Origin of the sequence: Hymenobacter sp. APR13 (assembly GCF_000737515.1) — a bacterium.
Lineage (GTDB): Bacteria > Bacteroidota > Bacteroidia > Cytophagales > Hymenobacteraceae > Hymenobacter.
Genome location: NZ_CP006587.1, coordinates 1834176 through 1846737 on the forward strand (window position 1 = coordinate 1834176; position 12562 = coordinate 1846737).

General features: G+C 62.5%; 11 protein-coding genes and 1 pseudogene. 1 reads left to right on the forward strand and 11 read right to left on the reverse strand.

Annotated elements, in window-relative coordinates:
* Positions 1 to 53: 53 nt before the first annotated feature.
* The 6 genes and pseudogenes from N008_RS07640 to N008_RS07660 form a co-directional block, all read right to left on the reverse strand.
* On the reverse strand, positions 54 to 578 hold the full coding sequence (locus N008_RS07640; protein WP_044015007.1) for a hypothetical protein: 525 nt from the start codon (positions 576 to 578) through the stop codon (positions 54 to 56).
* Between the two features lie 175 nt (positions 579 to 753).
* The gene (locus tag N008_RS07645; protein ID WP_052381848.1) at positions 754 to 2463 is read right to left on the reverse strand and encodes an ABC transporter ATP-binding protein; all 1710 of its coding nucleotides are present in this window, start codon (positions 2461 to 2463) and stop codon (positions 754 to 756) included.
* Between the two features lie 338 nt (positions 2464 to 2801).
* Positions 2802 to 3593: a tRNA pseudouridine(38-40) synthase TruA gene (truA, locus tag N008_RS07650; protein WP_044015012.1), complete on the reverse strand. Its 792-nt coding sequence runs from the start codon at positions 3591 to 3593 to the stop codon at positions 2802 to 2804.
* Positions 3594 to 3768: 175 nt separating this feature from the next.
* The gene (locus N008_RS24250) at positions 3769 to 4089 is read right to left on the reverse strand and encodes a GNAT family N-acetyltransferase (RefSeq protein ID WP_410471200.1); all 321 of its coding nucleotides are present in this window, start codon (positions 4087 to 4089) and stop codon (positions 3769 to 3771) included.
* Positions 3989 to 4372 (reverse strand): annotated as a pseudogene (locus tag N008_RS24255) (GNAT family N-acetyltransferase); the annotation flags it as partial. The pseudogene N008_RS24255 and the gene N008_RS24250, both read right to left, overlap by 101 nt.
* A gap of 35 nt (positions 4373 to 4407) precedes the next feature.
* On the reverse strand, positions 4408 to 5610 hold the full coding sequence (locus tag N008_RS07660) for a thiolase family protein (RefSeq protein WP_044015014.1): 1203 nt from the start codon (positions 5608 to 5610) through the stop codon (positions 4408 to 4410).
* A 92-nt stretch (positions 5611 to 5702) separates the two neighbouring features.
* Here N008_RS07660 and N008_RS07665 point away from each other — a divergent pair, with 92 nt between their 5' ends.
* Complete coding sequence (locus N008_RS07665; protein ID WP_044015017.1) at positions 5703 to 6179, forward strand: DUF4293 domain-containing protein; 477 nt, start codon at positions 5703 to 5705, stop codon at positions 6177 to 6179.
* An 86-nt stretch (positions 6180 to 6265) separates the two neighbouring features.
* Here the strand turns inward: N008_RS07665 and N008_RS21455 are convergent, their stop codons facing one another.
* From N008_RS21455 to N008_RS07690, 5 genes are all read right to left on the reverse strand, one after another.
* Positions 6266 to 7180 (reverse strand): DUF4476 domain-containing protein, encoded by a 915-nt coding sequence (locus N008_RS21455; protein WP_052381309.1) that lies wholly within the window; start codon positions 7178 to 7180, stop codon positions 6266 to 6268.
* Positions 7181 to 7404: 224 nt separating this feature from the next.
* Complete coding sequence (locus N008_RS07675) at positions 7405 to 9333, reverse strand: OmpA family protein (RefSeq protein ID WP_044015019.1); 1929 nt, start codon at positions 9331 to 9333, stop codon at positions 7405 to 7407.
* 101 nt (positions 9334 to 9434) lie between these two features.
* Positions 9435 to 9929: a hypothetical protein gene (locus N008_RS07680; protein ID WP_044015021.1), complete on the reverse strand. Its 495-nt coding sequence runs from the start codon at positions 9927 to 9929 to the stop codon at positions 9435 to 9437.
* A gap of 194 nt (positions 9930 to 10123) precedes the next feature.
* Positions 10124 to 11020: a (Fe-S)-binding protein gene (locus tag N008_RS07685; protein ID WP_231569798.1), complete on the reverse strand. Its 897-nt coding sequence runs from the start codon at positions 11018 to 11020 to the stop codon at positions 10124 to 10126.
* Between the two features lie 127 nt (positions 11021 to 11147).
* Positions 11148 to 12545 (reverse strand): 4Fe-4S dicluster domain-containing protein, encoded by a 1398-nt coding sequence (locus N008_RS07690; RefSeq protein WP_044015024.1) that lies wholly within the window; start codon positions 12543 to 12545, stop codon positions 11148 to 11150.
* Positions 12546 to 12562 lie beyond the last annotated feature (17 nt).

A 12562-nucleotide genomic window follows, 5' to 3' on the forward strand; every position in this document is an offset into this window, starting at 1 on the left:
CGCCTCAACCGATGGATGAGGCGGCCGTTGCATTGGCGTTTAACTATTGATTCTTACTTCACCACGGCCCACACTTCCACGGGGCCGGTGGTGGGGAACCGCTCCAGGTAGATGTTCTGCAGGGTGAGGTTGTTCTGGTTGGCGTAGTCTTTCACGCCGGTGTAGAGCTTATCGGGGGCCACGAGGTAGCTGGCCTCGATGCGGGCGTGCAGCACGCGCTGGCCGGCGGCAAAGACGCGGTGGCGGTAGCCCTGCGGCAGCTGCTGCGACACGGTATCATCGAGGATCAGGCCCACGAATACTTTGGCGTCGTCGCTGGCCTTGACGGGGTCGTTGTAGAACAGGTTGCCGAAGGTGCCGCGCAGCTTGCCCGAGGTGCGCAGCTCGTAGGCCTGGCGGGTCAGGTCGCCGAACTGCTCGCTGTTAGCCGGGCCCTCGAAGTAGCGTCCGGCCAGGAAGATGGGCTGGCTGGTGGTTTCCAGCGTCACGTCGGCTTTTTTCAGGCCGCCCAGCATGTAGTAGGCCACGCCGGCGGCCACAATCAGCAGCAGGGAAAGCAGCAGGAAAATTCGGTTCATAAATCAGGAAGTAGGGGCGCGTTGCACGCACCCGTCGGCAAAAGAGTGTGAAAGCAGCAAAGCTACGCCGCAACTGGCATTTCTGAAGATGCCACGGTGCGTTTGGCAGCAGCGTGGGCGGGCAGGCACGGCCCGGTAGTTCCGGCAAGCCAGCCCCGGCAAACCCTGGCTGGCGCTAGCCGGCCAGCACGTCTTTGTACTGCATCTGGTAGAGCTGGCGGTAGTAGCCATCTTGGCGGAGTAGCTCCTCGTGGCGGCCCGATTCCTTGATTTCGCCGCGGTCTAGCACGATGATGCGGTCGGCTTTCTGGATGGTGCTCAGGCGGTGGGCAATGACGAGGGCGGTGCGTCCCTGCATCAGTTTCTCAATGGCCTCCTGAATCAGCTCCTCGGTTTCGGAGTCAACGGACGAAGTGGCTTCATCCAGGATGATGATGGCTGGCTGGTAGACCATGGCCCGCACGAAGCTGATGAGCTGGCGCTGGCCCACCGACAGCGTGGCGCCACGCTCCATCACGGGATAGTCGAGGGAGCCGGGCAGACGCTCGATGAAGCGGCGGGCGCCCACCAGGTCGGCGGCTTCCCAGATCTGGGCGTCGGTGATGTCCTCGTGGCCCAGCGTGATGTTGTCGCGGATGGTGCCCGCAAACAGGAACACGTCCTGCAGCACCACTCCGATGTGGCGGCGCAGCACGCTCAGGTCATAGGCGGGCAGATCCTGGCCGTCGATGCGGATGTGGCCCTTGTTGATGTCGTAGAAGCGGCTGAGCAGGTTGATGATGCTGGTTTTGCCGGCGCCGGTAGCGCCCACGAAGGCCACGGTCTGGCCGGGCTCTACCCGGAAGCTGATGTCGCGCAGCACCCACTCCTCGTCGTTGTAGGCAAACCAGACGTTTTCGAACTCCACTTCGCCGCGCAGCGTGGCCGGAGCCAGCGTGCCGTTGTTGGGCACGAATTCCTGGCTATCCAGCAGCTTGAGCAGGCGCTCGGTGCTCACGAGGCCCAGCTGCAGCGTGTTGAACCGGTCGGCAATCTGGCGGATGGGCCGGAAGAACAGGGCATTGTACATGATGAAGGCGATGAGCGCGCCCTTGGAGATGGTGCCTTCAATCTGGCCCTGGGCGGCGTACCACACCAGCAGCCCCACCCCTACCGCCGCCAGCACCTCGGCCACCGGAAAATAGATGCTGTAGTAGAGCACCGAGCGGATATTGGCGCGGGTGTGCTCCTGATTGAGGGCCTGGAACTTGCGGTATTCGCGCTGCTCGTTGTTGAAGATCTGCACCACGTTCATGCCCGTCAGGTGCTCCTGCACGAAGGCGTTGAGCCCGGCTACGGCCGTGCGCACCTCCTGAAACGACTTCTTCACCTTCTCCTTGAACACGTAGGTGCTGAACAGCAGCGGCGGAATCACGGAAAGGCTCACCAGCGTCAGGCGCCAGTCGATGTAGAACATGAAGGCCATGATGAACACAATCTGCAGAATGTCGCCGATCATGGCCGCCAGCCCCTCGCTGAACACGTCGGACAGCGTCTCGACGTCGGAGATGTTGCGCGTGACGAGCACACCGATGGGCGTACGGTCGAAGAACTTCAGGCGTAGGTTGAGGATGTGCTTGTAGAGGTCCACACGGATGTCGCGCACGATGTACTGGCCCAGCCAGCCGCCGAAGTAGGTCTGGAGGTAGCTTACGAAGGCGTGCGCCACCAGCAGCACCAGCAAAATACCGAAGCCCCGGTTCAGGCCCACCCAGTCGCTCTGCTCAATGGTTACATCGACCATGCGCTGAATCAGGAAGGGCCGCAGCGTGCCCAGCACGGCTGTGGCCACGGTCAGGAACACCAGCAAATAGAAGATGCGCCGGTAGGGCCGCACGTACACCATCAGCCGACGCAGTACCTGCCAGTCGAAGATGTTGCCGGATTTAGCGGGGGTAGCAGTAGTCGGGTCCAAAGTAGCGGGTGGGGTGAAACGTAGTAACCGGGGCCGGCGGTGGGAAGTTGCACGGCAGTCGGCAGAACGACCTTAGTAGAACGTCAGGAATAGAACGTCATTCCGAACAGAGTGAGGAATCTCGCCAGCGTAGTAACTTATTAGAGCACTAGATAAGCCAGATTCCTCATCGCTGGCTTGATGCGCCACATGTTCGGAATGACAATAGCCTAGGGCGAGATGCTTCGGCTGCGCCTCTGCATGACGTTCATGCGCCGCTGCCTAACGGGCTACCGGCCTACAAAGTACGGCAAACCGGGCGGCACCAGGTCGGCGGGCACCACATCGGGCGTGTATTCCACGCGGCTCAGATAGAGGCCCTGGGCCGGGGCGGCGCCGCTGGCGTCTACGCGGCTCTGAGCCCACAGAATCTGCTGAAACTGGGCGGGCGCAATTTTGCCGCGGCCCACGCTCAGCAGCGTGCCCACTACCAGCCGCACCATGCCCCGCACGAAGCGGTTGGCCCGGATGCGGAACACCAGTCCGCCCGGCATCGGGTGCCAGCCGGCCTCGTACACCACGCAGACGTAGTGGTTTTCGCCGCCTTTCACCTTGGAAAACGCCGTGAAGTCGCGCGAGCCGAGCAGGTGGGCGGCGGCTTCGTTCATGGCGGCCACGTCGAGGTCAAGGTCAAGATAGAGGGCGCGGCCCACGCTGAACGGGTCGGGCACTTGGCGCACGTAGTACTCGTAGGTGCGGGCATCGGCCGAGAAGCGCGCGTGGGCCTGCGGCGGCACCGGATGCAGGGCGTAGGCGGCAATGTCGGGCGGCAGGGCGCGGTTGAGGCGGTAGAGCAGGGTTTTGATGTCCAGCGTTTCTGGCAGCTCGGCCTCGAAGTGCGCTACCTGGTGGCTAGCGTGCACGCCGGTGTCGGTGCGGCCGCTGCCCAGGCAGAACACCGGCTGCCGCAGCACCTGCGACAGGCAGCGGTCCAGCTCCTGCTGCACCGTGAGCGTGTTGGGCTGCACCTGCCAGCCGTGGTAGCGGGTGCCGTCGTAGGCCAGATGAAGGAAGTAGCGCACTGTTTTGGGTGATGAGGGGATGAAGGGATGATGGGGGCCTCACCCCTTCTCCAGAAGAGAGGGGAACTAGCTGCTAATACTCTAAAACCAGAGCCCCGCTCTTTTGGAGAGGGGTTGGGGTGAGGTCCACGGCACAGGCTAAAGCCTACGCTACATTATGCGCCTATGCTACAGTTCACACAACCAGCGCGTAGAGGCGGGAGTCCAGCATCTGGCCGTCTTTCACCACGCTTTTGCGCATCGTGGCTTCCAGCGCAAAGCCGGCCTTTTCCAGCACCCGCGCCGAGGCGGCGTTGGGCTCGAACACTACGGCATACAGCCGGCAGACGTCGAAGTTCGCCAGCACGTAGGCCGCCACGGCCTGCACGGCGGCCGTAGCCAGACCCCCGCCCCCAGTACGGCCGCGCCAGCCAGTAGCCGATTTCGGCCGAGCGGCGGCGCACGTCGCTCTTGAAATGCACCCCAATACTGCCCACTGCCACGCCGTCAACGGCAAACGCCAGGTGCAGGTCGCGCTGGTTGTCGGCCACGGCGGCCAAGAAGTACTCAGCGTCGTGGGTGGTGTAGGGATGCGGAAACGTGTCGCGCAGGTTCTGCCAGATGCTTCGGTCGTTGGCGTAGCCGGCCAGGGCCGGGGCATCGGCCGGCTGCCAGGGCCGCAGGCACGCGCCCGGCTGAGGCAGAGGAAGCGTAGGCGTAAGCAGCAGGTTGGCCATTGAGTTGTTGGTTTCAGTTACTGGTTTCCATACGAACGTCATGCTGAGGCGCAGCCGAAGCATGACGTTCGTATAGAATCCCTCAACCAACAACGAACCTACATCCGCTCGTAAATCACGGAAGCGCCCTGCCCTACCCCTACGCACATGGTTACGAGGCCGTAGCGCACGTTTTCGCGGCGCTGCATTTCGTGCAGCAGCGTGGCCGTGATGCGCGAGCCGGCCGCGCCCAGCGGGTGCCCGATGGCAATGGAGCCGCCGTTTACGTTCACGATGTCCATGTTCAGGTCCAGGTCGCGGACGCAGGCAATGCTTTGGGCGGCGAAGGCCTCGTTGAGCTCAATCAGCCCGATATCCTGCAAAGTCAGGCCGGCGCGCTGCAGTACCTTCTGGGTAGCTGGCACCGGGCCCAGGCCCATGTAGGCCGGGTCGACGCCCGCCACCGCCGACGCTACCACGCGGGCCATCGGTTTGAGGTTGAAGCGCTTGAGGGCGGCCTCGCTCACCACCAGCACGCCCGCGGCGCCGTCGTTGATGCCAGCCGAGTTACCGGCCGTCACGGTGCCATCAATGGGCTGAAACGCCGGCCGGATGGCGGCCAGCTTCTCCATGCTGCTCAGGCGGGGCGGCTCGTCGGTGTCGAACAGCGCGGCGGCTCCTTTGGGGTTGGCCACGAACACCGGCGCAATTTCCTTGCGGAAACGCCCTTTCTCGGCGGCACGGTGGTATTTGCGCTGCGAATCGAAGGCAAACTCGTCCTGCTCGGTGCGCGTGATGCCGTACTTGCGGGCCACGTTTTCCGCCGTTTCGCCCATGGCAAACGGGTGGTGCATCTTGCTCAGCTTGGGGTTCACGAAGCGCCAGCCCAGGGTGGTGTCGTGGGCCGTCAGCTCGCGCCCGAAGGCGGTTTCCGACTTGGCCATCACGAACGGGGCGCGGGTCATGCTTTCGGCCCCGCCGGCCAGGTACACGTCGCCCTCGCCGGCCATGATGGCGCGCGAGGCATCGGTGATGCTCTGCAGGCCGGAGGCGCACAGGCGGTTCACGGTGCAGCCCGGCACCGTGATGGGCAGGCCGGCCAGCAGCGCCGCCATGCGGGCCACGTTGCGGTTGTCTTCGCCAGCCTGGTTGGCGGCGCCGATAATCACGTCTTCTACCGCGCTTTTATCGAGGGAAGGGTTGCGACGCAGCAGCTCGCGCAGAATGTGGGCGGCCAGGTCGTCGGGACGGACGCTGCTCAGGGCGCCTGCGAAACGGGCAATGGGCGTCCGGACGGCGTCAACTATGTAAGCGGTAGGCATTGGTAGGTTCGGATGCAGTTATTCCAGTCGTTGTTGGCTACTTTTGCCGGCCCGTCGGCACTGCCGACGGCCTAAACTGACAAAACACAAAGATGATACAAAGAATCCAAAGCGTATTCCTGCTGCTGCTGGCCCTGTGCATGATAGCCGTGCTGTTTCTGCCCCTCTGGCACAAAGCCGACCCCACCACCGGCCAGGAGTTGACCATGACGGCCCTGGGATTTAGCTACAACAAAACCGGCGCAGGCCTCACGCCGCCCGGCACGGTTTGGGTTATTGCGGCGTTTGCAGCGGCTTCGGCGGCGGTGGCGCTGTTCGAGATTTTCCAGTTCCGCAACCGGTTCTTGCAGCTCAAGCTGGGCATGCTCAACCTGCTGCTGATTCTGTGCACCATCGGGGCTGGCTTCTACTTCTCCACCCTGGGCGAGCAGGCCCTCAACGTGAAGATGCTGGGCTCCTACCAGGCCGGCTTCTACCTGCCCACGCTGGCGCTGCTGCTGAACCTGCTGGCCAACCGCTTCATCCGCCGCGACGAGCAGCTGGTACGCAGTATGGACCGCCTTCGGTAGGCAATTAACGCTGCCGAACTACACAGCAAAAAGGGCTTCCACCTGCGTGGAAGCCCTTTTTGTTGCTCGTTGAGAATCGGTGCCGCTTAACGTGGTGCCTGCTGGGCCAGGTATTCCTGCAGTTCCGTGGCCGAGTGTGAGAACGTAAACCCTTCGTTGAGGCGGTACAGATTCTGGCGGTCTACCACGCGGCTGGAGCCGTATTTGGCCAGCTCCATTCTGGAGTCCTCGAAGCTCAGCTCCTTCATCAGGCGGGTCAGGTCTTCGGCGCGCAGGCCGGTTTCGCTGAGGGCCAGGCGGGCCATGGGCAGCTTGTCTTTATCGAACGACTGGCGGTGCACGGCGGCCACCAGGGCGTCTACGTCCTGCGGCGCCATCACGCGGTTGTAGCTCACGCTGCCGCCGGGGTAGTAGCCGCCGCCGTTGTTGCCGCCGCTGGGGTAGCCATTGCCGTTAGGATAGCCGTTGCTACTGCCGCCGTTGGGGTAGCCGTTGTTGCCATAGCCGCCGGGCTGGCCGGGAGCAGGCTGGTTGCCATAAGCATCGTCGTCGTAGTTCTCATCGGTGCCTTGCTGGCCGTTGCCTTGCGCGCCACTGTAGCCGTAGCCATCGTAGCCGCCGTTGCCGTAACCGCCATTTCCTCCGTTGCCGTAGCCGCCCCGCAGCGGCACGGCGGCCACTTTGCGCAGCTCGGGCCCGCGGCCGGGGCGCGTCAGGAGCACGAAGCTGGTTTCCAGGCCGGGGTCCAGAAACACGCGGGTGCGGTAGCTGACGGAGCGGCCGTAGCCCACCGGAATCATAAACTCGGCCCAGTGCACGCCGGGCGCAACCCGGTTGAGGTGTACCTGGCGCGCGCCGCCGCGCGTGAGGGTGCGGCCATCGAAGCGCAGATTGAAGGGCACGCCGCGCTCCGAGGTGATGTTCATGTTGGCCGGAGCAGCCTGCAGGTGGGCGGCCGTCAGCAGCAGCAGGCTGAGGCAGAAGAGTAGCGCCTTTTTCATGGCAGTAGGTCGTTGGCCGGAAGCAGCCCATCTGCCTCCGTCTATATACCCAAGCCAAGGATTATGCCAACTCGCGGAACTTTGCCAGCCGACAATCAGTTTCCGCGCCCGTTCCTGCTATTGCGGCACAAGCGCACTTAAATTTCTTTCAGACCAGACGTAAAACGACAAAAACGCCCTCGCTCTGTAAGCGAGGGCTTTTTTTGGAGGATCAGCTACCCGTGTTATTCGGCAATTTTCGTCACTCGGAATTCCGTGCGGCGGTTGCGCTGGAACTGGTCTTCAGTTTTGGCGTCCTTCACTTCCGGCCGGCTCTCGCCGTAGCCTTTGGCCGTGATGCGCGCCTTGTCAATGCCCTTTGAGATGATGTAGTCTACGGCCGACTGCGCCCGGCGCTGCGACAGGGCCTGGTTGTAGGCGTCTTTGCCGCGCGAGTCGGTGTGGGAGCTCAGCTCGATGGTGATGGCGGGGTTGTCGTTGAGGGTTTCCACCAGCTTATCCAGCTCCAGCGCCGCATCCGGCCGGATGTCGGCCTTATCGTAGTCGTAGAGAATGTTCTCGACGCGGATGGCTTTATTTTTCACGATTTCCGTGAGCGTCAGCGCCACCGGAATCCGCACTTCGGTCATTTCGTTCACCAGCTGATCCTGGGCAGGCTTGCGCCCCACGGTACTCAGCGGCGCCCGGGCCGTGAAGAAGCCGGGCTGGTCGGCCACCAGCGCGTAGTTGGCCGCTGCCGAGTCCAGCTTCAGGCTGAACTTGCCTTCGGCATCTGCCGTCACGTCTTGGATTTTTTGGCCGTTGCGGCCATACAACGTCACGGTTTCGCCGCTGGCTGGGGCCATGACGCCGGTTTTCTCGTTGCGCGTCATCACCGTGCCATCGGCGTAGAAGGTCACGAGGCGCAGCGGCTTCTGGCGGAACATGTACAAGTCATCCGAGCCCTTGCCACCGGCGCGGTTGGAAGAAAATACGCCCCCATTCTTGCTGGTGAAAAACGGCGCGAAGTCGTCGCCGGCGCTATTGATGGGCGTGCCCAGGTTTTTTGCCTTGCCCTTCTCCAGCATAAAGATATCGAGCTTGCCCAGGCCGGGCTGCCCGTCGGAAGAGAAGTAGAGCGTGCCATCCGGCGCTATGGCCGGGAAGTTGTCGTTGCCGGCGGTGTTCACCTGGTCGCCCAGGTTTTCGGCGGGCGAGAAGCGGCCGTTCGGGCCCAGCGTGGCTTTGTAGATATCGTTGCCACCGAGGCCGCCTTTGCGGCCCGAGGCGAAGTACAGCGTCTGGCCATCGGCACTGAAAGCCGGCGAGAAGTCATCGGCGGTGCGGTCGTTGATGTTGGCCAGTACCGGCTCGCTCCAGGCGCCATTCTTGAAGTAAGCAATCCACAGATCCACGCTCAGTAGGCCTTTTTTGGAGCCGTTGTTGGAGCGGGCAAACACCATCGTTTTGCCGTCGGGCGTGTAGGTGGCGCTGGCTTCGTGCTTGTCTTCGGTGTTGAAGAGGGCCTCCAGCTTGCGCACCGAGCCCCCGGTCATTTTCTCGGCGTCATCAAACTTCACGGCGTACAAGTCGCTGAAGTTCTCGCCGTTGCCCAAGTATTTCTTGCCCTCGCGGCCGGAGGCAAACACCAGCTCCTTGGTGTCCGGCATCAGGGTCGAGCCGAACTCCGAGGAGGGCGTGTTCACCTGGTCCAGCGCCATCACCTCGTTGTTGGAGCGCATCGCCATGATGGTGTTGGCCATCTTGGCATTGCGGGATTCCATCTCGGCGCGGGGCGCCAGCGCGCGGCCGGCGCTGGCCTGGGTGTAGGCGTCGAACTGCTGGGCGGCTTCGTCGAACTTGCCGTTGGCCTTCAGGGCTTGTCCGTAGTAGAACACCACGTCAGGTGCCTTCACACCCCCATCAATCGCCGCCTTATAATAGCTTTCTGCCTGCTCAATGCGGTTAGACAGCCGGTATGCTTCTGCCACCCGATAGTTGGCCGTTGCCACGTTTTTACCCTTCGCAACATCGGCCTTATACAGCTCAATGGCGGTTTCGTACTCGCCCTGAGCAAAGCGCTTATCTGCTTTGCTGGCGCTGCCGGAGGTAGCACACCCGCTCAACAAGGCAGCAGAGCCGGCCGCAGCACAGACCAGTAGTAATTTCTTCATAGGTGGTGAACGATGGAGTGGATAACAAGCTAGCTGTCAAGTCAGCAAACCCGGCCCTAATAATACTAAGTTTGTACAGTATAATAGTCGAAAAACAAAAATTAGGCGACCGTCGAAAAGTACCGGGCCAGCCAGGTCTGGCCCGCCGGCCCCGGAAAAGCTGTGGTCAGTTGCCCTTTCTGCGCTACCGTAGCGTCGAAGTAGGGAGTTTCGGCGGCCAGCTGTCCCGCGGCTACGGCGCCTTTCAGGGCGGTGCGGTCAAGAAGCGTGACGGTGCCGTCCAGCAGGAACGCCATGCGCGACTTTTCCAGTAACTGGAGCCCCAAATGCTGCTCGATGCCCTGCACAAAACGGACCGAGGCATCAATGGAGCAGCCACTGGCATCGGCCACGGCTTCGTCCAGCCCCACTACCAGAAACTGCTGGTGCAGCACGGCTACTGAGGCAGCCAGGGTGCGGCCGTGGCTGGTCCACTCATCGGCAAAACGGCGCAGCGCCGGCTGCAGGTTTTCCAGCTCGGCGGCCGTGAAGGGTCGGTTGGCTTGGTATATCCAGATGCGGGCACTGGCCGGCAGTTGATCGAAAGGAACGTACATAAGACGAAAGACGTGGAAAACCGGGGCCGGACGCCCTGCGGCACCCTCCCCTACTGTTACAAAGAAACAGCCCCGCCCGGAAGTTCCGGCGCGGGGCTGTAATTAGTGCCTAATGTATGGTGCTTAGTGCTTAGGCCGTTTCTCTATCCAGAAGCAAAACAAACTAAGCACCAGGCACTACCAACTAAGCACTATTATGCATTGAGGCCTTCGGCGGAGGCAATCAGCTCGGCCAGGTCGAACACCTGCACGTCGGATTCGCGCTCCTTGTTTTTCACGCCGTCGGCCATCATGGTCATGCAGAACGGGCAGGCCACGGCAATGACGCTGCCGCCGCGGTTGGAGCCGGCGGGCAGCACGGGGGCGGTGCTTTCCACACCCTGCAGGTTCAGCAGCACGTCGGCGTCGCCGTCGAGGGTGGCCAGGGCTTCCTCGGCACGCTCCACGTTCACGTCTTTTTTGCCGGGCTCAGGCTCTTTCCACATCTGGGCACCACCGGCACCGCAGCAGAGGCCGTTGGTTTTGCAGCGCTTCATTTCCAGCAGGTCGGCGTCGAGCACCTCCAGCACCTCGCGGGGCGCTTCGTAGATGTTGTTGGCGCGGCCCAGGTAGCAGGAATCGTGGAAGGTGATGCGGCGGCCCTTGAACGACTCGCCGCCCTTGGCCGTCACCTTGCCCTCGTTGATGAGCTGCTGCAGGAAGGTGCTGTGGTGAATCACCTCAAACTCGCCACCCAACGCGGGGTACTCGTTTTTGATGGTGTTGAAACAGTGCGGGCAAGCCGTTACCACCTTCTTGATGCCGTAGCCGTTGAGGGTGGCAATGTTGGTCATGGCCTGCATCTGAAACAGGAACTCGTTGCCGGCGCGCTTGGCCGGGTCGCCGGTGCAGGATTCCTCCATGCCCAGCACGGCGTAGCTCACGCCCACGTGCTCCAGAATGCGGACGAAGGCGCGGGTCACGCGCTTGTACCGGTCGTCGAAGGCGCCGGCGCAGCCCACCCAGAACAGAATTTCCGGCGACTCGCCCCGGGCAGCCAGGTCGGCCATCAACGGAACAGATACGGGACGCTTGGCAGTTTGCTCAGCCATTATATTGAGGTGGTTAGGGTCGTCATGCAGAGGCGGAGCCGAAGCATCTCGCGTGCTGATGTCTGATTACGATTACAACGTCAGCGCGCGAGCTGTCTGCTCCGCGCGACCCGACGTTCTGCTTACACTAGGCCGTTACCGGCGTTTTTTCCGTCACGAACAGGTCGTCGGCCCAGTTGAACCGGTCGGAGGGCGAGAAGGCCCAGGGCGCGCCGTTGTTTTCGATGTTGCTGAACATCACGTTCAGGGAGTTCGGGGCGGCCGACTCTTCCAGCACCAGGAAGCGGCGCATCTCGATGATGCTTTCCAGGGGGTTGATGTTCACCGGGCAGGCTTCCACGCAGGCATTGCAGGTGGTGCAGGCCCACAGCTCCTCGGGCGTTACGTAGCCGCGCAGCAGGGTGTGGTTTTCCTTGTCGAGCTGCTCCTGGGGGTTATGCTTGGCTTCGGGGCCGTACAGGCTGGGGTGGAAAATCAGCGGCGAGTTGTACTTCTCCTCTACCCGGTCGCGGGTATCCATGATGATTTTGCGGGGCGAGAGAAGCTTGCCGGTGAGGTTGGCCGGGCACACCGAGGTGCAGCGGCCGCACTCGGTGCAGGAGTAGGCGTTGAGCAGGTTGGTCCAGGCCAGATCATCCACATCCTTGGCCCCGAAGGGCGTGGGTGCGGCGGCCGAGCCATCGGGGTTGGTAGCCGGGGCGGGCACCTGGTAGCTGGGGTCCATCATGGCTTTCACCTCGTGGGTGATGCTGTCCACGTTCGAGAACTGCCCCTGCGGCACCAGCCGGGAGTAGAACACGTTCGGGAAGGCCATGATGATGTGGAAGTGCTTGCTGCTGGGCAGGTAGTTCAGAAACAGCAGGATGCCCACAATGTGCGCCCACCAGCCCACGCGCTCCAGCACGGCCAGGGCCGTGAGGTTATCGGGGAACAGGCCCGTGAGCAGGCTGCTGACGGGAAACGCGCCGGGCAAGTCCTTGCCTTCCAGCTGGTGCAGCTTCAGGTCGGCGGCGTTCATCGTGAACAGGGCCGCCATCAGAATTACCTCCACGTAGAGAATCACGTTAGCGTCGAGCTTGGGCCAAGCCCGCAGTTCGGGGCCGGTGAAGCGGCGCACCACGCTGGCGTTGCGGCGCCACCAGAAGGCCACCACGGCCAGCACTACCAGCGCGCCCAGCACTTCGTTGGTGGCGGTCAGGGCATCGTAGAGCGGCCCCAGGAACTGCAGAAACCGGTGGGTGCCAAACAGGCCGTCCACCATGATTTCAATGACTTCGATGTTGATGACGATGAAGCCGACGTAAACAATCAGGTGCAGGATGGCCGGCGTGAGTCGCTTGAACATCTTCTGCTGCCCGAAGGCCACCAGCAGCGTCTTCCACAGACGCTCATTGACGTGGCCGCTCATATCCCGGTCGCGCCCGACGAGGATGTTGGCCCGGATCTTCCGCGCCTGCCAGGCAAACAGGCCGAAGCCCGCTACCGCTACCAGCAGGAAGAGGAGGTTTTGAATAGAGAAATGCACAGGAAAGGGTAGGTTTG

Excerpts from the sequence above, each read along its gene's own strand:
- N008_RS07640 (WP_044015007.1), bottom strand. The coding sequence starts at position 578 with ATGAACCGAATTTTCCTGCTGCTTTCCCTGCTGCTGATTGTGGCCGCC.
- N008_RS07645 (WP_052381848.1), bottom strand. The coding sequence starts at position 2,463 with ATGGTGTACGTGCGGCCCTACCGGCGCATCTTCTATTTGCTGGTGTTC.
- N008_RS07660 (WP_044015014.1), bottom strand. The coding sequence starts at position 5,610 with ATGCCTACCGCTTACATAGTTGACGCCGTCCGGACGCCCATTGCCCGT.
- N008_RS07665 (WP_044015017.1), top strand. The coding sequence starts at position 5,703 with ATGATACAAAGAATCCAAAGCGTATTCCTGCTGCTGCTGGCCCTGTGC.
- N008_RS21455 (WP_052381309.1), bottom strand. The coding sequence starts at position 7,180 with ATGAAAAAGGCGCTACTCTTCTGCCTCAGCCTGCTGCTGCTGACGGCC.
- N008_RS07675 (WP_044015019.1), bottom strand. The coding sequence starts at position 9,333 with ATGAAGAAATTACTACTGGTCTGTGCTGCGGCCGGCTCTGCTGCCTTG.
- N008_RS07680 (WP_044015021.1), bottom strand. The coding sequence starts at position 9,929 with ATGTACGTTCCTTTCGATCAACTGCCGGCCAGTGCCCGCATCTGGATA.
- N008_RS07685 (WP_231569798.1), bottom strand. The coding sequence starts at position 11,020 with ATGGCTGAGCAAACTGCCAAGCGTCCCGTATCTGTTCCGTTGATGGCC.